Below are 26062 nucleotides of genomic sequence, written 5' to 3' on the forward strand. Positions count from 1 at the left end.
TCAGAATCGAAACGCCCCCGACCTTACGGTTCGGGGGCGTTTTTTTTAGATATCTTCACCCGGTAGTGCGAGCGGTCCTCCGGGGGCCATCAGATGGCGTTCAGAAAGCCACGGATTCAGCTCCAATGCTTGAGACAATGCCTCCCGCGCCTCATCGATACGCTGAAGCCCCAGCAAGGTCAGTGCGCGACCGCTGATCGCGGCAACATGGTTCGGCGACAATTCGATGGCCCTGTCCAGATCGGGCAAAGCGGACTGAAAGTCCTGCCGCAAATAATGGGCAAATGCGCGTTGGTTATACCCTTCGGCGTAAGATGGGCAGTACGCAATCAACCTGTCGAAGTCTTCAATTGCGCCCAGCAAGTCCCACGCATTTCGACGCGTCATTCCCCGATCAAGCACCGCCTGCGCACTTTCGTCAGGTGCGTCCGTCCAAAACTCCCAGAGTTGGTTCGACAAGACGCGGGCGGCTTGTTCGTTCTCGGCATCCTGAATTTGCGCGATAATTGCCGATACGTCGGCGGAATGGTCCGGCGCGACCGGGCAATCCTGGGCATTGGCCGCGACTGACAGCGCAACGTACAACAAACAAGCAGAAGCAATCTGTTTCATGCACCAATGGTGACGCGTGTGTGGCTTACGTCAACCCACCCCGTCCAAGGCCCCGGACACTCCGGTCTCTTTCACCGCCTCCATCGCCACGAAGGTCGAGGTGTTTGCGACGTGTGGCAGAGACGAGATTTTCTCGGCCAAAACCGCGCGGTACTCAGACATCGAGCCGGTCCGGATTTTTAACAAATAGTCGAAATTCGAAGCAATCATATGGGCTTGCTCGATTTCAGGCACCTTCCGAACGGCCGCATTGAACTCGGCCAGCGCTTTCTCGCGCGTGTCCGTCAACCGGACTTCGACAAAGGCGACGTGGTCCAGACCCAGGCGGATTGGGTCAAGCAAAGCGCGATATCCCGTGATGACCCCTTCGGCCTCAAGTCTCTTCACACGTGCTTGAGTGGGCGACTTGGACAGCCCGATACGCCGCGCAAGATCGGCAACGGGTATCCGGCCGTCTTCGGCCAGAATCGCAAGGATTGATCTGTCGAACCGGTCCAGCCCCGGAAAGTCTTTTTGCATCGTAGACAACCTCAAAAACAGGCCATTCGCCTATCACTTGGAAAAAATAAGGCAATCGTCCTGAATTTTCGACACTATATTACACAAAAGACCGGAGGACCTATGTCACACAGCCTGCGCACCCTGATTGATGGCCAGACCTATGCCGATCAATCTGACATTCTTGACGCGTTGATCGCCAATGCCGACCTGAGCGAAACCGACCGCACCGCGATTTGCTCGGCCGCGGCACAGTTGGTGCGCGACATCCGGTCCAGCACCTCGCCTGGCATGATGGAGGTGTTTCTGGCCGAATATGGCCTGTCCACGGATGAAGGCGTCGCGCTGATGTGCCTGGCCGAGGCTTTGCTGCGCGTGCCCGATGCCGACACGATCGACGCGCTGATCGAAGACAAGATCGCTCCATCGGATTGGGGCAAGCATCTGGGTCAGTCGTCCTCTTCGCTGGTCAACGCGTCAACATGGGCACTGATGCTAACCGGCAAGGTACTGGACGAAGACAAGACCTCTCCGGTTGGCGCGTTGCGCGGGGCGATCAAACGTCTGGGCGAGCCGGTGATCCGCACAGCCGTCGGACGAGCGATGAAGGAAATGGGCCGCCAGTTCGTTCTGGGCGAGACCATCCAATCCGCCATGGACCGCGCAAAAGGAATGGAGGACAAAGGCTACACCTATTCCTACGACATGCTTGGAGAAGCCGCGCGGACCGAGGCGGATGCCGCCCGCTATCACCTGTCATACTCGCGGGCGATCGCGGCAATAGCCGAAGCCTGCATCCACGATGACATCCGAGCCAATCCGGGAATTTCGGTCAAACTGTCGGCTCTGCATCCGCGCTATGAACTGGCGCAGGAACAGCGCGTGATGGAGGAGCTGGTGCCGCGTCTGCGGGCCCTGTGTCTGTTGGCCAAAGCGGCAGGAATGGGTCTGAACATCGACGCCGAAGAAGCGGACCGTCTGTCCCTGTCCCTGCAAGTGATCGAAGCGGTGATGGCCGAACCTGCCCTTGCCGGGTGGGACGGTCTGGGCATCGTGGTTCAGGCATATGGACCTCGGGCCGGGATCGTTCTGGATACGCTGAATGGCATGGCCGAACGTCATGATCGCAAACTGATGGTTCGGCTTGTGAAGGGTGCCTATTGGGATACCGAGATCAAGCGCGCCCAGGTCGAAGGTGTCGGCGGATTCCCCGTGTTCACCCGCAAGGCAGCAACAGATGTTTCCTATATCGCCAACGCACGCAAGCTGCTGGGTATGACCGACCGGATTTATCCGCAATTCGCCACGCATAATGCCCACACGGTCAGCGCAATCCTTCATATGGCCGACACCCAACCATTCGAGTTCCAACGACTGCACGGAATGGGCGAAACGCTGCACCAAATCGTCAAGGATCAGGGCAACACCCGCTGTCGAATCTACGCGCCAGTCGGGGCGCATCGCGATTTGCTAGCTTATCTCGTACGACGCTTGCTTGAAAACGGCGCAAACTCGTCCTTCGTAAACCAAATCGTGGATGAGACGGTTCCGCCGGAAGACGTCGCGGCCGATCCGTTCCTGTCCATTCAGGATCAGGTGCCGCCTTTGCCAACCGGCCCAGAGCTTTTTCAACCGGAACGGCCGAATTCCAAGGGTTTCGACCTGCATCATACACCCACGCTGGACAGGATCGACGCCGCGCGCGACGCATTTCGGGCGCACCATTGGTATGCCCAACCTCTTCTGTCAGGGGATGCAAACCCTGAAGAAGACCAACCAATCACAAACCCGGCACAACCACAGGACAGGCCGGGTGCAGTCGCCGCCGCCAGCGCGCAGGATGTCGAGTTGGCTCTGGCAACAGCCTCACCGTGGCAGGCTCCGCCCGCCGACCGTGCACGCACCCTCAATGCGGCAGCGGACCTCTACGAAGCGAATTTCGGCGAGCTTTTTGCCCTGCTCGCGCGCGAAGCCGGAAAGTCCGTACCCGACGCGGTGGCCGAGCTGCGTGAGGCGGTCGATTTCCTGCGTTATTACGCTGCGAACATCCCCGACGCTGAACCCGCGGGCATCTTTACCTGTATCAGCCCCTGGAACTTCCCATTGGCCATTTTCACCGGCCAGATATCGGCGGCGCTGGCAACAGGAAACGCCGTTCTGGCCAAGCCCGCACCTCAGACACCTCTGATCGCACATCGGGCGATTCAACTACTGCACGAAGCCGGAGTGCCGCGTGATGCGTTGCAATTGTTGCCCGGTGGACCGTCCGTTGGTGCAGCGTTGACCTCTGACCCGCGCGTTTCCGGCGTGGCCTTCACAGGGTCGACCGCAACTGCGATGAAAATCCGTTCCGCAATGGCAGATAACCTCCGCCCGGGCACGCCACTCATCGCTGAGACGGGTGGATTGAATGCGATGATCGTGGACAGCACCGCCCTACCGGAGCAGGCGGTACAATCCATCATCGAAAGCGCGTTTCAATCTGCAGGCCAAAGGTGTTCCGCCCTGCGCTGCCTCTATGTGCAGGAGGATATCGCAGATGACCTGCTGACAATGCTGACCGGCGCAATGGCGGCCTTGCAGATCGGCGAACCATGGCAGATCTCAACCGATTGCGGTCCGGTCATTGACGACGCCGCACGCCAGGGCATTGCGGATCACGTATCCAAAGCGCGTGCCGAGGGGCGCGTCCTCAAGGAACTGGCCGTACCGCCCGAAGGGACGTTCATCGCACCGACATTGATCGAGATACCCGGCATATCAGCGCTGGAGCGTGAAATTTTTGGCCCGGTCCTGCATGTCGTACGCTTCAAGGCCTCGGAAATCGATCAGGTCATCGCCGCAATCAACGCAACCGGATACGGGCTGACCTTTGGGCTGCACACCCGCATCGATGACCGGGTCCAGCACATCACAGAGGCTGTCCATGCCGGCAATATCTACGTTAACCGCAACCAGATTGGCGCCATCGTGGGATCACAACCGTTCGGCGGCGAGGGGCTTTCGGGTACGGGGCCAAAGGCTGGCGGACCGAACTACATGGCCCGGTTCTGCGCGCCGGACCGGCAGCAGTCCAGTGCACAGTGGGACAGCACAATGAGCGAGCTGCCAGTTACTCAGGGCCAACCAGCGCCGGTGCGGGCCCAATCTTTGCCCGGCCCAACCGGTGAGTCCAACCGCCTGAGTGAATTCCCGCGTGCGCCATTGCTGTGCATGGGACCGGGTGCTGATGCAGCGCAGGCACAGGCCGACGCGGTCAAGGCACTGGGCGGCACAGCCATCCAGGCGACAGGCGCTCTGGATCTGCACCGTTTGGAAAACATGACCGGCCTATCGGGCGTTCTGTGGTGGGGCGATGAACAGACCGCACGCGAGATCGAACGTCATCTCGCACGCCGCGACGGTCCGATCCTGCCGCTGATCCCCGGCTTGCCGGACCGGGCACGGGTCTTGGGCGAACGCCATGTTTGCGTCGATACCACTGCCGCCGGCGGTAACGCAGCATTGTTGGGAGGTGCGGCGTAACCATACCTTGACGCTGGGCCGGGAAAAGCCCAGCGTCCCCCCATGTTTCCGATCCGTGACCATAACCCTTCGGGGCGAACGCCATATGTCGTCTATCTGCTGATGGCGGCCAATATCCTGATATTCCTCAGCTATGTGGGGATCATGGATAATACCCAGCTGATCAGCCGGCTCTATTTCGACTATGCGGTCATACCGGCGCGTATCACCGACGGTTTTGCCTTTGAGACGTTGGTAACCTCGATGTTCCTGCATGGTGGGTGGATGCACCTGGCCGGGAACATGTTGTTCCTTTGGATTTTCGGGGACAACCTCGAAGACGAAATGGGTCACCTGCCCTTTCTGCTGTTTTACGTTGTTGCCGGAATCGGCGCAGGCCTGATCCACGTCATTACTGCACCGGGCTCGGTGGTGCCGACCATCGGGGCCTCCGGTGCTATCGCTGGTGTCATGGGCGGCTATCTGCTGATGTTCCCGAAAGCCCGCGTGGATATTCTGCTGATCCTGATTGTCTATTTCCGCGTGTTCACAATCCCCGCTTTCGTGATGCTCGGCGTCTGGCTGGGCATGCAGTTTCTGGGCAGCTTCGCCAGTAATCCGGACGAAGGTGGCGTCGCCTATTGGGCACATACGGGCGGTTTTTTTGTGGGCCTGATCCTATGTATTCCCCTTTGGCTAAAGCGTGGCGGGCCCGAGTTCTGGGGTCGCACACACGGGCACCCTCCGCACCCCGAACACAAATACAAACTGTCGCAATCAAGGATTCCGCGTGTTCCCCGAAAGTAAGCGCGCATCATGTCTCATCTGAATCGGGGATACGTCCACCGCTCAGCCACGTGATCTCGCGCGCCGCGGCCATAACCAGTTCACCCAGTTCGCTTGCGCGGGTTGTATCGAAACGAACGGTGGGACCAGACACTGAGATACCGACACATGGTTCCGCGCGATCGTTGTAAATCACGGCACCAATACAGGACATACCTTCATACCGTTCCTCGCGGTCATGCGACCATCCACGGGTGCGCGTCTCAGCAAGATCCGATTGCAACCCATCCTCGGTCACAAGGGTATGATCCGTGAACCGCTGCGTCTCGGCTGAACCCAATGCCCTTTTCACTGCGGCCTCATTCATCGCGGCCAATATCGCCTTGCCCGTGCCGGACGCATACATCGGAGTTCGCGCGCCCGGAGGGAAAAAAGCCCGGATCGGGTTTGGTGTTTCGACCTGCCCGACAAAGACAACCTCTCCCCCGTCCGGTACGGCCAGGTTGGCCGTTTCTCCACTGTCCTGCATCAGGCGTCGCAGGTTCGGACGCCCAATCTCAAGCACACTGTTGCGCCGCAGGAACGACGCGCCCATCCTGTAGGCCTCGATCCCGATCATCCATTCCTGCCGCTCATCATCGAACGCAACGAAACCGTGTTTCTGAAGCGTCACCAGAATGCGGTGCGTCGTCGCCGTGGGCACATCTATCTCGCGGGCCAGATCGCTAAGCGCCGCCCGTTCCAGCCGCGCGATCGTGGTCAGCACGCCCAACGCCCGATCCAGCGATTGCATGGTCCCGGCCGAGCTTTCCTTGAACAGGGATTTGGGCCTGCCGCGCGGTCTTTTCTGAGCCTCCATTCCCGTCCAATCCTTTCCACCTGCTGTAATTTTTCTTAACCGCGTGTATTTGGGGTCCACAAATGAAAAACAGAAAGCAACGTAAATACAGTGGTTTGCATATTTAATCGCAAAAATGAAAATATTTTTCAAGAAAATTGCGCGCGCAAGCTTTTTCCCGGACACTTTGTTCCAGAGCGGAGGAAGCAAGAGATGTCCAACCAAAACCCGGTTTTCATTCCCGGCCCGACCAACATCCCCGACAGGTTGCGCCTTGCCATGCAGGTACAGACGCAGGATCACCGCGCGCCGGATTTTGTCGAAACCTTTGCGCCCGTGCTTGAAGACACGAAGAGGGTGTTCGGCACCAAAACCGGACAAATCGTGACCTTCCCGGCCAGTGGCACTGGCGGGTGGGAAGCAGCGGTGACCAACACGCTCAGCCCCGGCGACAAGGTTCTGGTTGCGCGCTACGGCGTGTTCAGCCACCGCTGGATCGACCTGTGTGAACGGCACGGGCTGGACGTTCAGATCGTCGAATGCGATTGGGGCACCAGTGCCCCGGCGGATCAGTTTCAGTCTGCACTCGCCGAAGATACCGCCCATGAGATTCGCGCTGTTCTGGTCACACATAATGAAACCGCCACTGGAGTGCGCTCGGACATTGCCGCCGTTCGGCAAGCAATGGACGCCGAAAATCACCCGGCGATGCTGTTTGTCGACTGCGTCAGCTCTTTGGCCTCAATGCCGTTCGAGTTTGACACCTGGGGTGTCGATATCGCCGTGTCGGGCTCGCAGAAAGGGTTCATGCTGGCCACCGGCATGGCGATCCTGTGCGTCAGCCCCAAAGCGCTTGAGGCAACAAAGAACGCCAAGCTGCCGCGTACCTTCTTTGACTTCGATGACATGATGGCAGCCAATGCCTCGGGTGGGTTTCCTTATACGCCGCCGCTGCAACTGATCTATGGTATGCGCGAAAGCCTCAAGATGCTGTTCGAAGAAGGGCTCGACAACGTCTACGCCCGCCACTTCCGCCTTGCCGAAGGTGTGCGTCGCGCCGTGGATGCGTGGGGGCTGAAACTGGTCGCGCAATCGCCCGATGTGTATTCTGACACGGTCAGTGCGATCTACGTGCCAGAAGGGTTTGACAGCAATGTGCTGACCGACCACGCGTTTAATGCCTATGGTGTGTCCTTCGGTATTGGTCTGGGTCAGTTGAATGGTCAGGCGTTCCGCATCGGTCATCCGGGCAGTCTGACGGATGTGATGGTCCTGTCCGGGCTCAGCACGATCGAGATGGCGATGGCTGATCTGAATTACCCGATCGCATTGGGAAGCGGCGTTGCCGCCGCGCAGGACTACTATCGCACAGGCCCATCTGACCATGCCAAAGCGGCAGCCTGAGGAGGATGAAGATGTTGGATCACACACCCGCCGCAGACCTGACGATTGAGGACATGCGCATCGCGCACCAGCGTATCAAACCCCATATTCGGCGCACCCCGGTTATGGTGTCGGACTATCTGAACGATCTGACCGGCGCGCAACTCTTCTTCAAATGCGAGAACTTTCAGGAGGCCGGAGCCTTCAAAGTACGCGGTGCCAGCAACGCCGTGTTCGGCCTCGGCGACGATATCGCAGAGAAAGGCGTTTGTACGCATTCCAGCGGCAATCACGCGCTGTCTCTGTCCTATGCAGCCGGTCGACGGGGTATCCCTTGTAACGTGGTCATGCCGCGTACAGCCCCGCAAGCCAAGAAAGACGCCGTGCGCCGCTATGGCGGCACGATCACCGAATGCGAGCCATCGACCTCATCCCGTGAGGCGACATTCTCAGATGTGCAAGCCCGAACGGGCGGCGAGTTTGTGCATCCCTATAATGACCCGCGCGTCATTGCCGGTCAGGCGACATGCTCGGCCGAACTGTTGGAACAGACCGATGGTCTGGATGCGGTCATTGCCCCGATCGGAGGCGGCGGCATGGTCTCGGGCACCTGCCTGACGGTTTCAAACTTGTCCCCCAGCACAGCGATCTACGCGGCAGAACCGGAACAGGCGGATGACGCGTATCGCTCATTCAAGGCCGGGCACATCATCGCCGATGACGCGCCGAAAACTATCGCTGACGGCCTGCTGGTGCCGCTGAAGGAAAACACCTGGCACTTCGTGTCCAACAACGTGACCGACATCTTCACCGCCTCTGATGATGAGATCATCCAAGCAATGAAACTAACCTGGAAATACCTGCGCGTGGTGATGGAGCCGTCATCGGCGGTGCCCCTCGCGACCATTCTCAAAAACCCGGACGTATTCCGCGGCAAGCGCATTGGCGTAATCGTCACTGGCGGCAACGTGGATCTGGACAAACTACCCTGGCTGAAAGGGTAAGGAGGAACGATATGAACAAACCCGTAAACATCAACGAACTGGACGTTGGGTTCGACATTCCTGCCGCCATCGGCATGGACGAGAGCCAAATCCAGACCCCGTGCCTGATCCTCGATCTGGATGCGCTGGAGCGGAACATTAAGAAGATGGGGGAATACGCCAAGGCCCACGGCATGCGCCATCGGGTGCACGGCAAGATGCACAAGTCGGTCGACGTGGCGAAGCTGCAGGAAGAACTTGGCGGCGCGATTGGCGTTTGCTGTCATAAGGTGTCCGAGGCCGAAGTGTTTGCCCGTGGCGGCATCAAGGACATCCTGGTGTCCAACCAAGTCCGAGACCCGGCCAAAATCGACCGTCTGGCGCAACTGCCAAAGCTTGGTGCTCGTACTATCGTATGTGTCGACGATGTTGACAATGTTGCCGATCTGTCAGCAGCCGCCATCAAACACGGCACCGAACTGGAAGTCTTTGTCGAGATCGATTGTGGTGCCGGCCGCTGCGGAGTGACCACAACTCCGGCAGTTATCGAAATCGCTAAGGCAATCGAAGCCGCCCCAAACCTGAAATTCACCGGCATTCAGGCTTATCAGGGCGCGATGCAGCACCTCGACACCTATAAAGCACGCAAGGAAAAGCTGGATACAGCCATTGCGATGGTCAAGGATGCGGTCGAGGGCCTGAAGGCTGAAGACATCGAATGTGAACTGGTTTCGGGCGGTGGAACCGGGTCGTATTAATTCGAAAGCAATTCGGGTGTTTACAACGAACTACAATGCGGCTCTTACGCTTTCATGGATGCGGATTATGGTCGTATTCTGGACGAGGACGGCAAACGGATCGATCAGGGCGAATGGGAAAACGCGCTGTTCATTCTGACCAGCGTCATGAGCCACGCCAAAGCCGACAAGGCGATCTGTGACGCAGGCCTCAAAGCACAGTCGGTCGATAGCGGCCTGCCCTTCATCTACGGGCGCGATGACGTGGAATACCTTAAGTGTTCGGACGAGCACGGCGTAATCGGCGATCCGAATGGCGTTCTGAAGGTGAATGATAAACTGCGACTGGTGCCCGGGCACTGTGACCCCACCTGCAATGTCCACGATTGGTATGTGGGCGTGCGGGACGGCAAGGTCGAAACTCTGTGGCCTGTTTCTGCCCGCGGCAAGGCCTATTGATCGATGAGGGATGCCATGAACACGCAAACCGACGGCCTGCTGATCGTAGGCGAGGACCTGTGCGAACAACTGGTGGGTCGCGAACAAGCCTTTGACGCTGTCCAAGCCGTCTTTGGCGCGATGGCCAGCGGTGGAGCCAGGAACTTTCCGGTTGTACGTGAGGCGTTGGGCTATGCCAACGCTCTGTACGGCTTCAAATCGGGGTTCGACCGGGATGGTCAGGTGCTTGGAGTAAAGTCCGGTGGTTATTGGCCGGGCAATGCCGAGCATGGTCTGACAAATCACCAATCCACGGTATTTCTGTTCGACCCCGATACCGGACAGCTGTCCGCTCTGGTGGGCGGCAACTATCTAACGGCGGTGCGGACGGCGGCCTCTTCTGCGGTATCCATCGCGCACCTAGCCCGGAAGGATGCCAAAGTTCTGGGCATGGTTGGCGCCGGACATCAGTCGACCTTCCAATTGCGCGCTGCCGCCGAGCAGCGTGACTTTGAGAAGGTCATTGCCTGGAACCCACACCCAGACATGCTGCCCCGACTGGCAGCGGTTGCCGAGGATATCGGGTTGGAGTTCGAAGCTGTCAGCCAGCAAGAGCTGGGTGCCAAAGCGGATGTTATCATCACGATCACGTCGGCATTCGAGCCGCTTTTGGAGAAAGACTGGATCAAACCAGGTACGCATCTGGCCTGCATGGGCACGGATACCAAGGGAAAGAAAGAGGTCGACCCGGTGCTGGTCGCCACAGCCACTGTCTTTACGGACGAGGTTGCCCAATCCGTGTCCATCGGGGAAGCGCAACATGCCATCGGCGCGGGCGCGTTGAGCGAAACTCAGATCACGCCCATTGGGGCCGTCATAAACGGCGACCACCCCGGGCGAACCAGTGAAGACGAGATCACCCTGTTCGACGGAACTGGCGTCGGGTTGCAGGACCTAGCGGTTGCATCCGTCGCCGCGCGTCTGGCCGATGAAGCCGGGCTGGCTCAACGCGCTACCCTCTGAAACGAAAAAGCGCGCCTCGATCGGGGCGCGCTTACCTACCAGATTTACTGAACAATCAGCCCCGGATCACCTTGGCGAACTGGTCAAAAATCGGCTCGTTCGAACAGATCACTTCGCCATCTTCCAGCACGCTGCCTTCGGGGTTCAGCGCCTGAACAAAGCCGCCCGCTTCTTTGACGATGATGATACCAGCGGCAAGGTCCCAGGCGTTCAGGCGGCGTTCCCAGAAACCCTCGTAACGGCCCGCTGCCACATAAGCCATATCCAGCGCAGCGGCACCCCAACGGCGTACACCCGCACAGGCGGGCATCAGGCGGGCCAGATCCTGCAGGGTCGCGGGCAGATCCGAGCGTCCACCAAAGGGCAGACCGGTCGAAAAGATCGACTCGATCATGCGATGACGGCCCGAAACGCGGATACGCATGTCGTTCATCCATGCGCCCTCGCCCTTTTCGGCGAAGAACATCTCGTCCTTGGCGGCATCGTAGATCACACCGGCGACGATCTTGCCCTTGTGTTCCAGCGCAATCGAGATCGCCCAGTGCGGCAGGCCGTGCAGGAAGTTCGTGGTGCCGTCCAAAGGATCAACAATCCAGCGGCGGGTCGGGTCTTCGCCCTCAATCACGCCACCTTCTTCGGCCAGCCAGCCATAGGTCGGGCGCGCGCCCAGAAGCTCTTCTTTCAGGATCGCCTCGGCGGCGATATCGGCTTTCGAGACAAAGTCTCCTGCGCCTTTCATCGACACCTGCAGGTTCTCGACTTCACGAAAATCCTTGACCAAAGAACGCCCCGCCTTGCGCGCGGCTTTGATCATGATGTTGAGATTTGCACTGCCAACCATTGTCCAAAGGCTCCTGTCCGGTCAAACCGCGCGTATACTGGGGCAATGCGCCCTTGCCAAGAGGAATGATGCGCATAGCAGACCCGCGTTTTGCGCCTATTGCTGTTGCAGCTTGCGCGCCTCGGTCCCGGCCAGTTGGATCAACTCTTGCACATAGGGTTTTTCAAGGTCCTCGGTACGCACCGCAGCATAAAGACTGCGGGTGATCCCGTTTTCGGTCAGTGGGCGGGTGACGTAGTCCGAATTGTACTTCACCTCGCGCACAACCCAGTCGGGCAACACCGAAATGCCGCGGTTTGAGGCGACCAGCAAAAGGATCACTGCGGTCAACTCAACTTGCCTGATTGCGGCCGGTTCAACCCGCGCAGGGATCAGCAACTGACTGAAAACGTCAAGGCGTGTCCGTTCGACCGGGTAAGTAATCAGGGTCTGCCCCCTGAAATCTTCGGCATCGATGTACTCTTTCTGCGCCAGAAGGTGCGACGACGCGGCGACAAAGACGGCGTCATAGTCGAACAGTTCGATGAATTCGATGCCCGGCAGGTCTTCGGGATCGGACGAAACGACCAGATCAACCTCTTCTTTCTGCAGGGCCGGCAGCGCGTCGAAGGCCAGGCCCGGCCGGATATCGACATCCACATCGCCCCAGGACTTCCGAAAAGATTCAAGCACCGGGAAAAGCCATTCAAAACAGGCATGGCATTCGATGGCGATGTGCATCCGCCCCGTTCTCCCGTCTCGCAGTGACGAGAATTCCTGTTGTGTCGCCTCGACTTGCGGCAGAATCTGTTCCGCCAGACGAAGCAATCGCAACCCGGCGGCAGACAGTTTCATCGGCTTGGACCGGCGCAGGAACAACTCAACCCCGGCCTGATCTTCCAATCCTTTGATCTGATGGCTCAACGCGGATTGTGTGATGTTCAACTGATCCGCCGCGCGGGCCAGCCCACCGCATTCGTGGATCGCCTTGATGGTTCGCAAATGGCGGAATTCGATGTGCATCGCAGTGGCGCTCATGTTGTTCTTGAATATTATGAGTTTGTCTCACAATGCAGAAGCTGGCACAAGGTCCTTGAACCAGACACGTGAGGCCGAGATGACTAAACCAGAAATTTCATTCGAGTTCTTCCCGCCCAAGACACTCGAGGCTTCATTCCGCCTTTGGGATACCGTTCAGACGCTTGCCCCGCTTGAGCCTCGCTTTGTCTCGGTGACTTACGGCGCAGGTGGCACGACGCGGGAGCTGACGCGCGACGCGGTGGCGACCCTGCACAAATCCTCGGGTCTGCCGGTTGCGGCGCATTTGACCTGTGTCGATGCATCCCGTCAGGAAACGCTTGAAATCGCGGATTCGTTCGCGCGGGCCGGCGTTCAGGACATCGTAGCCCTGCGCGGCGATCCGCCCAGCGGTCAGGACCGTTTCGAGCCGCACCCAGATGGTTTTGCAAGCTCGGTCGAGTTGATCTCTGCCCTGGCAGAGACAGAGATGTTCAGCATTCGCGTCGGCGCGTATCCCGACATTCACCCCGAGGCGCAAAATTCCAGCGCGGATATCGACTGGCTCAAGGCCAAGCTGGATGCAGGCGCTGATGAGGCTCTGACCCAGTTCTTCTTCGAGGCCGAGACCTTCTTCCGGTTCCGTGATGCCTGCGAGAAGGCTGGTATCGATAAACCCATCGTGCCCGGCATTCTTCCGATCGAGAACTGGAAGGGCGCGCGCAACTTCGCCAAACGCTGTGGCACGCGCATTCCTTCCTGGGTCGAGCAGGCGTTTGAGAAGGCCGTACGCGACGACCGCGAGGATTTGCTGGCCACCGCGCTGTGCACCGAGTTGTGCTCGGATCTGATCGAGGGCGGCGTGGACAAGCTGCATTTCTACACGCTGAACCGGCCTGAACTGACGCGTGATGTGTGCTTTGCCCTTGGCATCACGCCACGAGCCGATTTGCAGAATGTCGCCTGATCTGACAATGGGCCAATATCAAGCCGTTTTGTCGCCTCATGCTCCGAAAACAATCCCTGCGCACGACTGAAATTGTTCCTGTAGTTACTTCAATTTCGCGTGAAATTTGACAAATTCACAACCCTCCGGAAACTGGGGTTGTGTAGTGTTTTAATGAGTTAAATGGGTATGGAAACCGCTGAAAAGATCAGGGCCCGTACAGACGCGTTGTTTGCTCTGGGGTTGGATCAAAGCGCCAGTTCAGATGACATCAGAAATGCGTGGCGGAATATTGCGTTCCATGGGCATCCTGATCAGGCGGACGGCGACTGCTCTGGATTTGCCCGCGCCAAAGAGGCCTATGACCTTCTGCGCAAGGAAGGGTTGACGGGCAAAGGCGCAGGGGCGGGAAAACCGCGGCGCCCGAAATTGCGTAGACGCGTGATCACCCTTGAAGCTACCGACATCGACGCCTGTCGCGCACTGCTGAACAAAGCACTGCCAGACAGAAGCGACGAAACCGAACCGTCGAATCCAGATCAATTGTGCAAATCCGATCACATTCCCGATGCGGTCGGCTTTTTCGGCCGCCACGTGACGTTCTTTGTTTCCACACCGGTCTATCAGGGGGCAAATCGCGTAGCTCTGCCAACTTCGGTTCTGGCAGGGTCGCGTCGGACGGAAACCGAAGTCCTGAATTTCCAGTCAAATAACTCTGGCGGTGGCGAGGTTGTTGTTCCCGATGCCATAACGGCCCGTACATTCCCTGGCGCTAAAAGCGTTCGGATTCGTTTCGATGCCGACCAGCAGATGCGCGATGAGTTCTGGTTGACGCACTAATCATCAAAAAAGCCCGACTGTGGTCCAGCCGGGCTTTGGGCGCGTGAGTGGCCACTTAGTTTGTCACAGGACCTTCCGAAGTGAATTTTGGGATTACGCTGGTCGATGCGCCATCAGGTTCGATGCCGGGCCAGTTGCCTTCGGCGATATCGATGTTGCCCGGGACGTCTTCTTCCCAAAAGCCGACAACAACATCGGTGATGTTCAAGTACAGCTTGTCATCCACTATGCGCCACAGGTTCGGGTTTGCCGGAACCTTGCCGCCTTTCGACACACCGTATGCGCAATGCCCGTCATATTGCGGGGCGTAATAGGCCGGGTTTTCCAGGAATTTATCGCGGTTCTCTTCGGTCGAAAACGCCCAGGTGGCGCCATTGTAATCTGCGGTGATGTTGGCACTGCCACGCACGCCTTCAGGCTGCGACTGACCGACCGGAACCTGATCCAGGCTGCGATAGGCGACGACATCGTAACCGGATACTGCATAGCCGGTACCATCCACATACTGATCTCCGGCAAAGGCCGGAGCAGCAAGGGTCATCGCCGCAGCTACGATCAGGGCAAAACGTTTCATGGTGGTCAATCCTTTTGTCCTTTGGGTTGTTGATTTGCCCGTACGAGCGGGTCTGATCAGACAATAGGTGATTTCGATTTGATGCGCAGTCCCGCTCGCGGCGCTGTGACGACGAATGAGAAAACGTGAGATGTCGGATGTGGTTTGTTACAAAACGGCCTCTGAGTTGGGGGTTGGACTCGGCGCTTTGCAACATTAGCTGTTGTGACGGACGGACAATTCACCTGCACTTTGCTAAGAAAGGCAAGAAATGAGCGAGCAACCGACCTATACGCCCCCAAAGGTCTGGACATGGGACAGCCAGAACGGCGGCCAATTCGCCAACATCAACCGCCCGATTGCCGGAGCCACCCACGACAAGGACCTGCCGGTCGGTCGTCACCCGCTGCAACTTTATTCTCTGGCCACACCTAACGGTGTCAAAGTGACCGTGATGCTGGAAGAACTGCTGGCTTTGGGTCACGAAGGCGCCGAATACAATGCCTGGCTGGTCAATATCGGCGAAGGCGATCAGTTCAGCTCGGGTTTTGTCGGGGCCAACCCGAACTCAAAAATTCCTGCGCTGTGGGACCGGTCGGGTGACGAACCGACCCGTGTTTTCGAAAGCGCCTCGATCCTGTTCCATCTGGCCGAGAAGTTCGACGCTTTCCTGCCCAAATCCGGTCCGGAACGCACGGAAGTCATGAACTGGGTGTTCTGGCAAATGGGCAGCGCGCCCTATCTGGGCGGTGGATTTGGCCATTTCTACGCCTATGCGCCGGAAAAATGGGAGTACCCAATCAACCGGTTTGCCATGGAGGCCAAACGCCAGCTGGACGTTCTGGACCGCGAACTGGCCAACAAGACGTACATCGCGGGCGAAGACTACACGATTGCCGACATGGCGATCTGGCCGTGGTATGGCCAATTGGTACTGGGCCGTCTTTACAGCGCAGCAGAGTTCCTGGACGTCGAATCCTACAAGAACATCATGCGTTGGGCCAAGGCCATCGACGCCCGCCCGGCAGTACAGCGCGGACGGATGGTCAACCGCGCGTTCGGCGAGCCGCATACCCAGTTGCACGAACGCCACGAGGCCACAGACTTCGAAACCCGCACGCAAGACAAACTGGAAGCGGCTGCGGAGTAAACACTCAATCGCCCTGCACACTACCGGTCGCGGGGCGATTTGTTTTCCAGATCCTATTTTAGAATGGGCGGTTTTTCCGGATCGCTGCCCGGTATCGTCTGCGTGGCAACGCGCACCTCGGGCTGCGGTAGATCGAAACGCAATCCAACGCGCGCCAGTGATGCGGCAACCGGATCATTCGGAGGGAAAAACCCGACATCCATGGCCCCTGCCTCGATCCCGGAAAATGTCAGTGCCTCGGATGCCGCTTTGGCAAGCGCTGCCTCCGCGCCCTCGACCGCCCCGACAAAACCGAGCAGATGACCTGACCCACCACCCTTTGTTTTGGTCCCAACCAGATAAGCCGCGTCGGCCAATCCAACCGCCGTGGCAAGCTTTGCGTCCAACGCGGTCAGCAGATTGTCAGGCAATCCGGCCGGAGCCAGAAACTCCTCCAGCCGCTGTTGCACCTCTTCTGGTCCGTGCTGCAACGTCTCAGCCAACCAGCCCAGCGCCTCGGACGGGATCAGCATTGATGACGGTGCGACCTCAAGGTTCAAACCCAACCCGATCCCCTGCCCCGACAGCATCGAAGACAGCACCCGCCCGGACAGCGCGACGTACGGCACCGGGCGTTCGGCAAACCGCGCCAGCCGGTCTTCTCGATCAAAGACCAACACAAAACGCCCGTCGGCAACGTCGAACAATTCGGGCGAGATATTCTCGTCCTTCGCCTCTTCGGTCAGCATCAGGAACAATTCGCTGTCGGCCAGCCGTTCGAAAAAACGCAGTCGCGCGGCATCGTCCTGCGGGTTAGCCTCCATCGCGGCGTGGGCGGCATCCAGAGCTGTGGCTTCAGTCATTCAGAACCTCTTGCACCCGGGCGCGCAATACCGGCAGAAGGTCGGCTTGGAACCACGGGTTTTTCCTCATCCATGCCGTATTCCGCCACGACGGATGAGGCAAGGCAAAGACGCGCGGCGCATGGTCCCGCCAGTTCCGAACGGTTTCCGTGACTGAGGTACGGGCGTTCAGATGATACTTGTGAGCGTGCCCGCCAATCAGAATCGTCAAGCGTACATCCCCAAGCGTTTGCAACACCTTGTCATGCCACGTCTGCCCACAGACTGTGGGCGGTGGCAAATCTGCCTTACGGGCATCATAGCCCGGAAAACAGAACGCCATCGGCACAATCGAAACCAACGACCTGTTGTAAAACACGGCCTCATCGATCCCTAGCCAGTCCCGCAAGCGATCCCCTGACGGATCGGTAAACGGCCGCCCAGACACATGCACACGCGCACCAGGCGCCTGGCCCGCAATCAAAATCGGCGTTCCGGACCGAAACCAGACCACAGGGCGCGGTTCGTGCGCAGTCTCTGTTGCGGCAAACCGATCAGCGCAGAGGCGACAGGATGCGATTTCTTTCTGGAGTGAATTCATCGGATCGCAAGGATTAGTGCTTCAAACTGGTTGACGGTCAGAGTGAAAGATAGTCATCGCAGGGCACGGGGCCAACACATGAAAAAGTCACATTGCCAACAGCCAGCTTTTGGATGCATTGATCATACGCTTCGTTATTCGACATAATGTGGCCTATATAAACGCGTAGGATAACCACTCATTTGTCGGTGCATTCGGCACAACACAGGTACAGGCAGCAGGCGCAAATGCTTGAGTTTGAGAATGTCAGTAAGTCCTTCTGGACCGGAACGCGCCGCAAGGTGATCCTGGACAATGTCTCGTTCCGGATCGAGCTGGGCCGCTCGATCGGCATTCTTGCTCCCAATGGCACCGGGAAAACAACGCTGATCAACATGATGGCCGGGCTGGAGAAACCGGATGAGGGCGTGATTCGAAAGTCCTGCAAAGTCTCGTTCCCGATGGGCTTTTCCGGTGGGGTCGCGAATAATCTGTCGGCACTGGAAAACGCGCGTTACATCGCCAAAATCTACGGCATGGACCCTGACTATGTCGAAGCGTACTGTAGCTGGCTCTGCAACTTAGGAGAGTACTTCAACCAACCGCTTGCCACGTATTCGTCCGGTATGAAGGGGCGTTTTACCTTTGCGTTGATGCTGGCGCTGGATTTCGACATGTATCTGATTGACGAGGGTATGCCGGCCTCGACAGATGTCGATTTCAACAGAAAAGCTGGCGACGTCCTTAGGGAAAAGTTGCGCACGACGACGCTGGTGATCGTGTCGCACAGCCCCGACGTTTTGGAAAAATTTGCGCGACAGGCTGCTGTTCTTGTAGATGGGCAGCTTCACATGTTCGACACCTTGGAAGAGGCAAAGCAGCTATATGACTACCAAACCCAAGGCTAGAATTTACAACTGGCGTCGCAAACGCCGTAGCGAAGGCACTGCAGAGGCCCGCGCCGACGCGATCTCGCGCATTCGCAAGGCAACTCAGCCGCCTGCTGCGGCCAACGACCCGCAACCCGGAACCGAACTGGATGCAATCAAGCGTGAGGGGCTGACAGGCCGACAATTGCGCATGGCGCGCAGGCTGGCTCAGAAAAACGACCTTGCAGCAACCTCGGATTATGATGCGGTGCGCCTGCTGCGCAAAAAAGGGATCGACCCGTTTCAGCGCACGAACTTGTTGGACCTGGCTACCGAGAAGAAAAGCGCTGAAGACAAGATCAAGATTCACTTGCCGCAAACGGTCAACGAGGGCGCCCAGACGCTACCAGGCCCCGAGCTGTCCCCAGCGCAACGACGCGAATTCGAAATTGACCAGATACGAAAAGACATCGCGCGTCGTCGCCGTCGCAAACTGTTGGCGTTGTTCGCGCGACTGGCTGTGTTCGTGTTCCTGCCCACGCTGATCGTCGGGATTTACTTCTACCGTCTGGCGACACCCATGTATGCCAGCGACTCTGCTTTCTCGATCCTTCAGGCTGACGGTGCTGGCGCATCCTTCGGCGGTTTTCTGGCAGGCACCCAGTACGCAACCGCGCAGGATTCCGTGGCAACGCAGGAGTTTCTGGAATCCAAAGACGCGTTACTGAGGCTTGAGCGCGATATGGGCTTTGCAGAAATCTTCAAACAGCAGTGGATTGATCCGATCCAGCGCCTTTCGCCCGACGCGACGCTGGAAGAAACGTACAAGCTGTACAAGCGGATGATTACGATCGGGTACGACCCAAGCGACGGCATCATCCGAATGGAGGTCGCGGCACCGGCTCCGGACATCGCGGTTGCCATCTCGGACCGTCTTCTGTCTTACGCCGAAGAAACGATCAACGGTCTGTCCGAATTAAAGCGCGAAGATCAAATGCGCGAAGCTTTGGCCAGTTTCGAAATGGCACAAGAAGAACGGAAAAATGCACAGGAAGACCTTATTGAGCTTCAACTGCAAGGCGCTCTTTTGGACCCGGAAAACGTTATTGCCGGCCTTCGCGGCCGCATTAACGGCATCGAAACCCAGCTGCAGGACAAAGAGCTTCAACTTGCCGCGCTGCTGGACAACAGGCGCCCCAACCAAGCGAAGGTCGACGGTGCCCGCGCGGATATCTCACGCCTTGAAGCCGTGCTGGAAGAGCTCAACGCGGAAATGCTGGACGTGTCTGCCGGCGAAAACTCGCTGGCCCGGCTTAGTGTGCGGATTCAAATGGCGCAGGCCGACCTTGTCGCAAGGGACATGATGTTGCAGACCGCCATGCAGCAAATGGAAACCACGCGGACCGAAGCAAACCGCAAAGTGCGCTACCTGACCGTGTCGGTGAAGCCCGTGCCAAGTCAGGAACCCACCTATCCGCGCAAGTTCGAAAATACGATTTTGGCTTTTCTGTTGTTTGCTGGTATCTACCTGTTGATCTCGCTTACCGCGTCGGTCCTTCGTGAACAGGTATCCTCGTAAGACACATGAAACATGTAAAAATCTCCGATCTCACGGTCGGCAATGATCTGCCTCTGACGATCATCGCCGGCCCCTGCCAGCTTGAAACCGCAGATCATGCGCAGATGATCGCTGGAAAAATGAAAGAGGCCTGCGACGCAGCAGGTGCGCAGTATGTGTTCAAAGCCTCCTACGACAAGGCCAACCGTACATCTCTGTCCGGAAAGCGCGGCATGGGGATCGACGCTGGGCTAACGGTTCTGGATAACATCCGGAAAACCATGGGCATCCCGGTGCTGACGGACGTCCATACCGAAGCCCAATGCGCCATCGCAGCCGAAGCAGTGGATGTCTTGCAAATCCCGGCCTTCCTGTGCCGTCAGACAGACATGTTGCTGGCAGCTGGAAACACGGGCGCTGTTATCAACGTCAAAAAGGGTCAGTTCCTGGCCCCGTGGGAAATGCCCAATATCGTGACCAAGATAGAAAGCACCGGGAACACGAATATCCTGCTGACCGAGCGGGGGTCTTCCTTCGGCTACAACACTTTGGTTGCCGACATGCGGTCCCTGCCTCAAATGGCGAAGACAGGTTACCCTGTGGTGATGGATGCCACCCACTCCGTGCAGCAACCCGGCGGGCAAGGCGGTTCCTCGGGCGGGCAAAGAGAATTTGCACCGGTCATGGCGCGGGCGGCCGTTGCTGTCGGCACGGGTGCGGTCTTCATGGAAACACACCAGGATCCGGATAACGCCCCATGCGACGGGCCAAACATGATATACTTGGATCAAATGCCTCAACTCATTGACACATTGATGCGCTTTGATGCATTGGCCAAGGCCAATCCGATTGAGATTTAATCAAGAGCAATAGTTATGAATAAACCAATCCCCGAGGTGACTCCGAACACCTGGAGCTTTCTGCGCGACCCCATGATCAAACCGACCGGGTTCCGCGAATATGACGCGCGCTGGAAGTACCCCGAAGAGATCAACCTGCCCGGCATGACTGCGCTTGGATTGGGTTTGGGCACACAGATGCGCAAACGTGGAATCGAGCCGGTGATCGCAGTTGCCAACGACTATCGGGATTACTCGCTGGCGATCAAAAACGCGCTGATCCTTGGGTTGATGCAGGCCGGTATTCAGGTCAAGGATATTGGCCCGGCGCTCAGCCCGATGGCATACTTTGCGCAATTCCATCTGGATGTGCCTGCGGTGGCCATGGTTACAGCCAGCCACAATCCGAACGGCTGGACCGGGGTCAAGATGGGTTTTGACCGCCCGTTGACCCACGGCCCGGACGAGATGTCGGAACTGCGTGACATCGTTCTGAACGGTGAAGGCTCAGCCCATGAAGGCGGATCGTATGAGTTCGTGGACGGTGTCAAAGAAGCCTACATCAACGATCTTGTCGGCGACTTCAAAATGTCCCGCCCTCTGAAAGTCGTCTGCGCCACCGGCAACGGAACAGCTTCGGCCTTTGCACCCGAAATTTTCGAACGCATGGGCGTCGAAGTGGTGCCAAGCCATAACCGGCTGGACTACACCTTCCCCAACTATAACCCCAACCCCGAAGCCATGGAAATGCTTCATGACATGGCCGATACCGTGAAATCCAGCGGCGCCGATCTGGCGCTGGGGTTTGATGGCGACGGCGACCGTTGCGGCGTTGTGGATGACGAAGGGGAAGAGATATTTGCCGACAAGGTTGGCGTGATCATGGCCCGCGATCTGGCCAAGCTGTATCCCAATTCAACATTTGTGGCAGACGTCAAATCAACCGGCCTGTTCGCCAGCGACCCTGAATTGCAGGCGCATGGCGTCAAAGCGGACTACTGGAAAACCGGCCACAGCCACATGAAGCGCCGGGTCAAAGAGATCAACGCGCTGGCGGGTTTTGAGAAGTCGGGCCACTACTTTCTGGCTGAGCCTATCGGGCGCGGCTACGACTGCGGAATGCGTGTTGCGGTTGAGATCTGCAAGCTGATGGACCGCAACCCGGACAAAAGCATGTCGGACCTACGAAAGGCCTTGCCGAAAACATGGTCAACGCCGACCATGTCGCCTTATGCTGCCGATACCGAGAAGTACGACATCCTCAAACGGCTGGTCGACAAACTGGTGGCCAAGGCGGACGCCGGAGACACCTTCGCCGGTCGCGCGATCAAAGAGGTCGTCACCGTCAACGGTGCCCGTGTCATTCTGGACAATGGCAGCTGGGGGCTGGTGCGGGCGTCGTCGAACACGCCCAATCTTGTTGTCGTTTGCGAAAGCAGCGAAAGCGACGAAGAAATGCGCGCGATCTTTGCCGATATCGATGCTGTCATACGTACCGAGCCGGGCGTCGGCGACTACGATCAAACCATCTGAGCCATACGGCTTTTCGGGGCATCCACTGCCCCGAAACACTAATCCGACGGTGCGCTTCAGTTGCCGCCGAACAGCTTCAAGAGCCCCTTATTCACTTCTTCTTCCAGTTTATTCTTGATGGCGTCTTCGATCTGTTCGCTGTCAGTGATCGTCGTATCCAGTTCCTCACCGACCTTTTCAAAGACCTTTTGCTTTGCTTCATCCTCAAGCTCTTTGGCCTTTCCCTCAGCCGCCGCTTCGATGACTTTGGTCAGATCCGGCTTGATCGACGGATTGCTCCACGGTCCCACTATGCGCACCGGCACCGAGATTCCGTTGCCCGAATTCGCCCGCAGCGCGACCGGCGTGAACAGATAGTCGATATCGCGGTTTCCGATTCCAACCCGCCCGGTCCCGTCAGCCCGGAAGTTATCCAGCGACATCAACAGGTCATCATTCCGCAGCACCCCCTGATCGATGGTGAAACTGGCGGACAGGCTGTTGAATACGGTGGTACCCCCTTCTCCCCCACCGCGCCCCATCAGGCGATCCAGGTCGAACCCCGAGATCAACCCTCTGCCGACATTCAGACCACCTTTGCCGCTCAGCGAGCGCATGATCTGGTCTTCGGTTTGTCCGATGCCCAGAAACTCGAACGATCCCGATCCGGTACCGGACAAGCGTTCAATCCCACCCAGGGCGGACAGAGCTTGCTGGATATCGATACCATCGGCCTTGAGGTTGCCGCCAACAGACAACCCGTTCCGATTGTTGGCGACCACCTGACCGGTGAGATGGCCTGAGAACAATGTGGCGGGGTTCATCGCAAGTACTGCGCGGGACCGATCAAGGTTTAGCGTCAGATCACTGGGACCCAGCGTCAGCCCCGGCACAGCAATGGAATTGGCCTTGAGGCGAATTTTACCATTCGCCAAAGCCAGCGCAGACGCATCAATCGGGGTGGTAGACCAGCCTTCGTCGGGCGCAGACGCAGATGCCGTCCCACCACCGGCGGCAGCCTGCGTATCGTTGAAATTGGCAAGATCAAGGTCCCCGCCATCCAATCGCGCTGTGATTCGCGGCGGGTCAGAGATCACGATATCCGCCTCTCCGGTCAAACGGTTATTGTCCAACAGCGCCACCATGTTCCGCAGCGAGATCCGACCATCGCTGGTATAGGTCATCTGCCCTGCCACATCAGCCGCGCGCCCCAGACCCAAAGGCACCCCGACACCGGCCTGACCAAAGGCGGCCAGCATGCGTTCCGTGTTTGTTGTTTTGGCACTCAGTTTGCCATCCATTTCGCCGGCCAGATTGACGCGGCCGTCGAAGCTGAACCTTCCACCGGGCGCAGTCAGAGTCAGCGCAAGCGGCGTTACGACGCCCGATGCATAGGCCGGTAAATCCTGGATCTTGAGGTCCACATCGACGTCACCGCCCGGCACTGCCAATTTCGCCTTCACGTCCAATGGCGCTGAAACATCAGGCCAACTGGCCGCCAGATCGACATTGGCAAAGTCAAATTTGGTCGCACCGTTTTCAATGTAAACCAAGCGCGCATTTGTTAGCTTCAGGTGATCCAGCGTCACTTCGCCCTGCTGCTCTTGCGGCGTTGCGCCACTTGCAGAGGTCGCGGGGACGGCCGACGATGCGGGCGCTGAAAGTTCCCAGTTTCCACGACCGTCAGAAAGCTCCAGTCGCAGAACAGGGTTATCGGCGATCACCCGTTTGATGCGCAAATCCCCTGAGATCAGAGCTGCCGCATCAACCCCGACGGCCAGGCTTTCGGCGCTCAGCATCGGTTCCGGACCAGCCCAGGGTGCGTTTCCAAATGTTACGGGACCCGTCTCCATCCCCAATACGGGCCAGAATGAAAGGTTCACGTCCCCCGACAGCTTCAGATCACGACCTGTCTGGGCGCGGACCTGTTCTGCCAGAATCGCGGCCAGCTTGTCGCCGGGCATCAGCAGCAAGGCCCCCACGACCAAGCCGAAAACCGCCACCAACAGGAAGAGGATGCGCAATAGCCACTTCATTTTCTGCTCTCCGCCTTTTTCATGCGTTTAAAAAGATCATCCAAATCCTGCGTCGCATTTGCAAGGGGAAGCGTTCCCCACTATATGCCGCGCCATGACCACGAACCCGCCAAACCTCCGCCCCGACCTGGCGCCAGCCGCCCGGATGCCCGAGACGCCACGTTCGAACCAACCGACTATCGGTATGGTCTCTTTGGGCTGCCCTAAGGCTCTTGTCGACAGTGAGCGTATCCTGACCCGCCTTCGTGCCGAAGGATATGGGATATCTCCAGACTATTCAGGCGCGGATGCCGTGATCGTGAACACTTGCGGGTTCCTCGACAGCGCCAAGGCGGAATCGCTGGACGCGATCGGTGAGGCACTGGTGGAAAATGGTAAGGTCATTGTGACCGGCTGTCTGGGCGCAGAACCGGACTACATCCGCGAACATCACCCGCGCATCATGGCTGTCACCGGCCCGCACCAATACGAACAGGTGCTGGACGCAGTGCATTCTGCCGTTCCCCCCGATCCCGATCCGTTTGTGGACCTGCTGCCCGCAGCAAGTGTGCAGCTAACACCACGCCATTACAGCTATCTCAAGATTTCAGAGGGCTGTAACCACAAGTGCAAATTTTGCATCATCCCGGACATGCGCGGCAAACTGGCCAGCCGTCCGGCCCACGCTGTCCTGCGCGAAGCAGAAAAGCTGGTCGATAACGGCGTGCGAGAGCTGCTGGTGATCTCGCAGGACACCTCGGCCTATGGGCTGGACCGGAAATACGACGTGAACCCGTGGAAAGACCGCGAGGTCCGCAGCCACATCACCGATCTGGCGCGTGAGCTGGGGCAATTGGATGCCTGGGTCCGGCTGCACTACGTCTACCCGTACCCCCATGTGCGTGAGTTGATCCCTCTGATGGCGGACGCAGGCTGCAACATTCTGCCCTATCTGGACATCCCGTTCCAACACGCCCACCCGGACGTTCTGAAACGCATGGCCCGCCCGGCCGCTGCCGCCAAAACGCTGGATGAGATCGCCGCATGGCGCGCGACATGTCCGGATATCACACTGCGGTCGGCCTTCATCGTGGGCTATCCGGGCGAGACAGAGGCCGAGTTCCAGACCCTTCTGGATTGGATGGATGAGGCTCAACTGGATCGGGTCGGCTGTTTTCAATACGAGAACGTCGATGGCGCGCGCTCGAACGACCTGCCCGATCACGTCCCGGCCGAGGTCAAACAAGACCGCTGGGAACGGTTCATGGAAAAGGCGCAAGCCATTTCCGAGGCCAAGCTGGCCGCCAAGGTCGGCCAGACCATCGATGTGATCGTCGACGAGGTCGATGACGAAGCCGCCACATGCCGCACCAAGGCGGACGCACCCGAGATCGACGGAAACCTGTTCATTGATGAGGGTTTCGAAGATTTGAAGCCGGGGGACATTGTGTCAGTCGTGGTCGACGAAGCCGGGGAATACGACCTGTGGGGAAAACTCAATTGATCCCGCCGGGCTGCGTTTCCGACGCCCGGCTTTGATACTGCGGAATAGGCTTGCTGCACCAAATTGGGTCTTTGTGGCGCTGTTGCCGAATCCCGAACCTCCGTGTTTTCGTGCATGTGACATGCTCGCGGTGACACTGGATCTGGGCAAATCAGGCTAGGAAAAACCGCCCGGAAAAGGCGGCTGCATCAGTCAAGATGTGCGGGCGGCTAAGGCTCAGCCGCCCGCGGAATTTC

General features: G+C 58.2%; 22 protein-coding genes and 1 pseudogene. 14 read left to right on the forward strand and 9 right to left on the reverse strand.

The window, feature by feature from the left end; all coding sequences use genetic code 11:
* Positions 1–45: 45 nt before the first annotated feature.
* Positions 46–612, reverse strand: a complete 567-nt coding sequence (locus tag MHN28_RS06675) for a tetratricopeptide repeat protein (protein ID WP_239337325.1) — start codon at positions 610–612, stop codon at positions 46–48.
* Positions 613–642: 30 nt separating this feature from the next.
* Positions 643–1131: an Lrp/AsnC family transcriptional regulator gene (locus MHN28_RS06680; RefSeq protein WP_239337327.1), complete on the reverse strand. Its 489-nt coding sequence runs from the start codon at positions 1129–1131 to the stop codon at positions 643–645.
* A gap of 102 nt (positions 1132–1233) precedes the next feature.
* Here MHN28_RS06680 and putA point away from each other — a divergent pair, with 102 nt between their 5' ends.
* Together putA and MHN28_RS06690 are read left to right on the forward strand one after the other, a co-directional pair.
* Positions 1234–4635, forward strand: a complete 3402-nt coding sequence (gene putA / locus MHN28_RS06685; protein ID WP_239337330.1) for a bifunctional proline dehydrogenase/L-glutamate gamma-semialdehyde dehydrogenase PutA — start codon at positions 1234–1236, stop codon at positions 4633–4635.
* 42 nt (positions 4636–4677) lie between these two features.
* Entirely contained in the window at positions 4678–5421 is a 744-nt protein-coding gene (locus MHN28_RS06690) for a rhomboid family intramembrane serine protease (RefSeq protein ID WP_239337332.1), read from the forward strand.
* Between the two features lie 7 nt (positions 5422–5428).
* Here the strand turns inward: MHN28_RS06690 and MHN28_RS06695 are convergent, their stop codons facing one another.
* Entirely contained in the window at positions 5429–6259 is an 831-nt protein-coding gene (locus MHN28_RS06695; protein WP_239337334.1) for an IclR family transcriptional regulator, read from the reverse strand.
* Between the two features lie 192 nt (positions 6260–6451).
* Between MHN28_RS06695 and bhcA the strand changes: the two genes are divergently transcribed.
* The 4 genes and pseudogenes from bhcA to bhcD all read left to right on the forward strand — a co-directional run bounded on the left by bhcA (position 6452) and on the right by bhcD (position 10802).
* Positions 6452–7642, forward strand: a complete 1191-nt coding sequence (bhcA, locus tag MHN28_RS06700) for an L-aspartate--glyoxylate aminotransferase BhcA (protein WP_239337335.1) — start codon at positions 6452–6454, stop codon at positions 7640–7642.
* Positions 7643–7653: 11 nt separating this feature from the next.
* On the forward strand, positions 7654–8625 hold the full coding sequence (bhcB, locus tag MHN28_RS06705; RefSeq protein WP_239337336.1) for a beta-hydroxyaspartate dehydratase BhcB: 972 nt from the start codon (positions 7654–7656) through the stop codon (positions 8623–8625).
* An 11-nt stretch (positions 8626–8636) separates the two neighbouring features.
* Positions 8637–9800: pseudogene (gene bhcC, locus MHN28_RS06710) on the forward strand (3-hydroxy-D-aspartate aldolase BhcC).
* Positions 9801–9815: 15 nt separating this feature from the next.
* Positions 9816–10802, forward strand: coding sequence for an iminosuccinate reductase BhcD (gene bhcD, locus MHN28_RS06715; protein ID WP_239337337.1), 987 nt, complete (start codon positions 9816–9818; stop codon positions 10800–10802).
* A gap of 55 nt (positions 10803–10857) precedes the next feature.
* Here bhcD and MHN28_RS06720 read toward each other — a convergent pair whose 3' ends face one another.
* Positions 10858–11643, reverse strand: coding sequence for an inositol monophosphatase family protein (locus MHN28_RS06720; RefSeq protein ID WP_239337338.1), 786 nt, complete (start codon positions 11641–11643; stop codon positions 10858–10860).
* Between the two features lie 96 nt (positions 11644–11739).
* Complete coding sequence (locus tag MHN28_RS06725) at positions 11740–12645, reverse strand: LysR family transcriptional regulator (RefSeq protein ID WP_239337675.1); 906 nt, start codon at positions 12643–12645, stop codon at positions 11740–11742.
* A gap of 94 nt (positions 12646–12739) precedes the next feature.
* Here MHN28_RS06725 and metF point away from each other — a divergent pair, with 94 nt between their 5' ends.
* Both metF and MHN28_RS06735 read left to right on the forward strand, forming a co-directional pair.
* Complete coding sequence (metF, locus tag MHN28_RS06730) at positions 12740–13606, forward strand: methylenetetrahydrofolate reductase [NAD(P)H] (protein WP_239337339.1); 867 nt, start codon at positions 12740–12742, stop codon at positions 13604–13606.
* Positions 13607–13774: 168 nt separating this feature from the next.
* On the forward strand, positions 13775–14425 hold the full coding sequence (locus MHN28_RS06735) for a J domain-containing protein (protein ID WP_239337340.1): 651 nt from the start codon (positions 13775–13777) through the stop codon (positions 14423–14425).
* Between the two features lie 55 nt (positions 14426–14480).
* On the opposite strand, the gene MHN28_RS06740 is transcribed toward MHN28_RS06735, so the two are convergent.
* On the reverse strand, positions 14481–14999 hold the full coding sequence (locus MHN28_RS06740; protein WP_239337341.1) for a YHS domain-containing (seleno)protein: 519 nt from the start codon (positions 14997–14999) through the stop codon (positions 14481–14483).
* A 250-nt stretch (positions 15000–15249) separates the two neighbouring features.
* On the opposite strand from MHN28_RS06740, the gene yghU reads away from it, so the two are divergent.
* Complete coding sequence (yghU, locus tag MHN28_RS06745; protein ID WP_239337343.1) at positions 15250–16128, forward strand: glutathione-dependent disulfide-bond oxidoreductase; 879 nt, start codon at positions 15250–15252, stop codon at positions 16126–16128.
* 53 nt (positions 16129–16181) lie between these two features.
* Here the strand turns inward: yghU and MHN28_RS06750 are convergent, their stop codons facing one another.
* Positions 16182–16970 (reverse strand): SseB family protein, encoded by a 789-nt coding sequence (locus tag MHN28_RS06750; RefSeq protein WP_239337345.1) that lies wholly within the window; start codon positions 16968–16970, stop codon positions 16182–16184.
* On the reverse strand, positions 16963–17550 hold the full coding sequence (locus MHN28_RS06755) for a uracil-DNA glycosylase family protein (RefSeq protein ID WP_239337347.1): 588 nt from the start codon (positions 17548–17550) through the stop codon (positions 16963–16965). The genes MHN28_RS06750 and MHN28_RS06755 overlap by 8 nt, the downstream gene beginning before the upstream one ends.
* 227 nt (positions 17551–17777) lie before the next feature.
* On the opposite strand from MHN28_RS06755, the gene MHN28_RS06760 reads away from it, so the two are divergent.
* The 4 genes from MHN28_RS06760 to MHN28_RS06775 are packed head-to-tail and all read left to right on the forward strand — an operon-like array spanning position 17778 to position 22328.
* Positions 17778–18437: an ABC transporter ATP-binding protein gene (locus MHN28_RS06760; RefSeq protein ID WP_239337348.1), complete on the forward strand. Its 660-nt coding sequence runs from the start codon at positions 17778–17780 to the stop codon at positions 18435–18437.
* The gene (locus tag MHN28_RS06765) at positions 18415–19977 is read left to right on the forward strand and encodes a capsule biosynthesis protein (RefSeq protein WP_239337349.1); all 1563 of its coding nucleotides are present in this window, start codon (positions 18415–18417) and stop codon (positions 19975–19977) included. Before MHN28_RS06760 ends, MHN28_RS06765 begins: the two co-directional genes overlap by 23 nt.
* A gap of 5 nt (positions 19978–19982) precedes the next feature.
* Complete coding sequence (kdsA, locus tag MHN28_RS06770) at positions 19983–20816, forward strand: 3-deoxy-8-phosphooctulonate synthase (protein WP_239337350.1); 834 nt, start codon at positions 19983–19985, stop codon at positions 20814–20816.
* A gap of 15 nt (positions 20817–20831) precedes the next feature.
* Positions 20832–22328 carry a phosphomannomutase/phosphoglucomutase gene (locus tag MHN28_RS06775; protein ID WP_239337351.1) on the forward strand — a complete coding sequence of 499 codons (1497 nt, stop codon included), beginning with the start codon at positions 20832–20834 and terminating at the stop codon, positions 22326–22328.
* Positions 22329–22384: 56 nt separating this feature from the next.
* Here MHN28_RS06775 and MHN28_RS06780 read toward each other — a convergent pair whose 3' ends face one another.
* A complete protein-coding gene (locus MHN28_RS06780) occupies positions 22385–24343 on the reverse strand; it encodes an AsmA family protein (protein WP_239337352.1) in 1959 nt (652 codons plus the stop codon).
* A 94-nt stretch (positions 24344–24437) separates the two neighbouring features.
* On the opposite strand from MHN28_RS06780, the gene rimO reads away from it, so the two are divergent.
* Complete coding sequence (gene rimO, locus MHN28_RS06785) at positions 24438–25826, forward strand: 30S ribosomal protein S12 methylthiotransferase RimO (protein WP_239337353.1); 1389 nt, start codon at positions 24438–24440, stop codon at positions 25824–25826.
* Positions 25827–26062: the final 236 nt, after the last annotated feature.

The organism is Ruegeria sp. Ofav3-42 (assembly GCF_022347725.1).
In the GTDB taxonomy this organism is placed as follows: Bacteria; Pseudomonadota; Alphaproteobacteria; order Rhodobacterales; family Rhodobacteraceae; genus Ruegeria.

What these genes read in the sequence shown, in the direction of transcription:
- MHN28_RS06735 (WP_239337340.1), top strand. Translation starts at nt 13,775, where the DNA reads ATGGAAACCGCTGAAAAGATCAGGGCCCGTACAGACGCGTTGTTTGCT.
- putA (WP_239337330.1), top strand. Translation starts at nt 1,234, where the DNA reads ATGTCACACAGCCTGCGCACCCTGATTGATGGCCAGACCTATGCCGAT.
- MHN28_RS06740 (WP_239337341.1), bottom strand. Translation starts at nt 14,999, where the DNA reads ATGAAACGTTTTGCCCTGATCGTAGCTGCGGCGATGACCCTTGCTGCT.
- MHN28_RS06675 (WP_239337325.1), bottom strand. Translation starts at nt 612, where the DNA reads ATGAAACAGATTGCTTCTGCTTGTTTGTTGTACGTTGCGCTGTCAGTC.
- bhcA (WP_239337335.1), top strand. Translation starts at nt 6,452, where the DNA reads ATGTCCAACCAAAACCCGGTTTTCATTCCCGGCCCGACCAACATCCCC.
- rimO (WP_239337353.1), top strand. Translation starts at nt 24,438, where the DNA reads ATGACCACGAACCCGCCAAACCTCCGCCCCGACCTGGCGCCAGCCGCC.
- MHN28_RS06755 (WP_239337347.1), bottom strand. Translation starts at nt 17,550, where the DNA reads ATGAATTCACTCCAGAAAGAAATCGCATCCTGTCGCCTCTGCGCTGAT.
- bhcD (WP_239337337.1), top strand. Translation starts at nt 9,816, where the DNA reads ATGAACACGCAAACCGACGGCCTGCTGATCGTAGGCGAGGACCTGTGC.
- MHN28_RS06780 (WP_239337352.1), bottom strand. Translation starts at nt 24,343, where the DNA reads ATGAAGTGGCTATTGCGCATCCTCTTCCTGTTGGTGGCGGTTTTCGGC.
- MHN28_RS06765 (WP_239337349.1), top strand. Translation starts at nt 18,415, where the DNA reads ATGACTACCAAACCCAAGGCTAGAATTTACAACTGGCGTCGCAAACGC.
- metF (WP_239337339.1), top strand. Translation starts at nt 12,740, where the DNA reads ATGACTAAACCAGAAATTTCATTCGAGTTCTTCCCGCCCAAGACACTC.
- MHN28_RS06760 (WP_239337348.1), top strand. Translation starts at nt 17,778, where the DNA reads ATGCTTGAGTTTGAGAATGTCAGTAAGTCCTTCTGGACCGGAACGCGC.
- MHN28_RS06695 (WP_239337334.1), bottom strand. Translation starts at nt 6,259, where the DNA reads ATGGAGGCTCAGAAAAGACCGCGCGGCAGGCCCAAATCCCTGTTCAAG.
- MHN28_RS06690 (WP_239337332.1), top strand. Translation starts at nt 4,678, where the DNA reads ATGTTTCCGATCCGTGACCATAACCCTTCGGGGCGAACGCCATATGTC.
- kdsA (WP_239337350.1), top strand. Translation starts at nt 19,983, where the DNA reads ATGAAACATGTAAAAATCTCCGATCTCACGGTCGGCAATGATCTGCCT.
- MHN28_RS06680 (WP_239337327.1), bottom strand. Translation starts at nt 1,131, where the DNA reads ATGCAAAAAGACTTTCCGGGGCTGGACCGGTTCGACAGATCAATCCTT.
- MHN28_RS06725 (WP_239337675.1), bottom strand. Translation starts at nt 12,645, where the DNA reads ATGCACATCGAATTCCGCCATTTGCGAACCATCAAGGCGATCCACGAA.
- yghU (WP_239337343.1), top strand. Translation starts at nt 15,250, where the DNA reads ATGAGCGAGCAACCGACCTATACGCCCCCAAAGGTCTGGACATGGGAC.
- MHN28_RS06775 (WP_239337351.1), top strand. Translation starts at nt 20,832, where the DNA reads ATGAATAAACCAATCCCCGAGGTGACTCCGAACACCTGGAGCTTTCTG.
- MHN28_RS06750 (WP_239337345.1), bottom strand. Translation starts at nt 16,970, where the DNA reads ATGACTGAAGCCACAGCTCTGGATGCCGCCCACGCCGCGATGGAGGCT.
- MHN28_RS06720 (WP_239337338.1), bottom strand. Translation starts at nt 11,643, where the DNA reads ATGGTTGGCAGTGCAAATCTCAACATCATGATCAAAGCCGCGCGCAAG.
- bhcB (WP_239337336.1), top strand. Translation starts at nt 7,654, where the DNA reads ATGTTGGATCACACACCCGCCGCAGACCTGACGATTGAGGACATGCGC.